1 protein-coding gene is annotated in these 240 nt (G+C 61.2%); it reads right to left on the bottom strand.

The window, feature by feature from the left end; all coding sequences use genetic code 11:
* A partial coding sequence (locus tag AAEY79_RS16255; protein WP_352289788.1) for an LrgB family protein occupies positions 1–240 on the bottom strand: 240 nt, incomplete at both ends.

Genomic DNA, 240 nt, shown 5'->3' with positions numbered 1-240 from the left:
CCCACCACCAGCGTAGTAAAAATCGGCCAGAACAGCTGGCGAATCCGTCGCAGGTTCAAGTAAAGCGGTACCGCCAGGGCCACCGTCGCCGGGCCCAGCAGGATGCTCATGATCTCGGTACTTTTACGATACTCGGCGTAGGTCAGGCCGCAGCCCAGCAGCACGCCGATCACCAGCAGCATCGACACCAGCACCGGCTGCAGGAAGATCCAGCGGGTTTTCTCGAAGCCTGCCAACACC

Origin of the sequence: Psychrobacter sp. GW64-MNA-CIBAN-0177 (genome assembly GCF_040309585.1) — a bacterium.
GTDB classification, from domain to species: Bacteria; Pseudomonadota; Gammaproteobacteria; order Pseudomonadales; family Moraxellaceae; genus Psychrobacter; species Psychrobacter okhotskensis.
The sequence above is the reverse complement of the archived record's forward strand: the minus strand, read 5'-3'. Positions and strand labels throughout refer to the sequence as shown.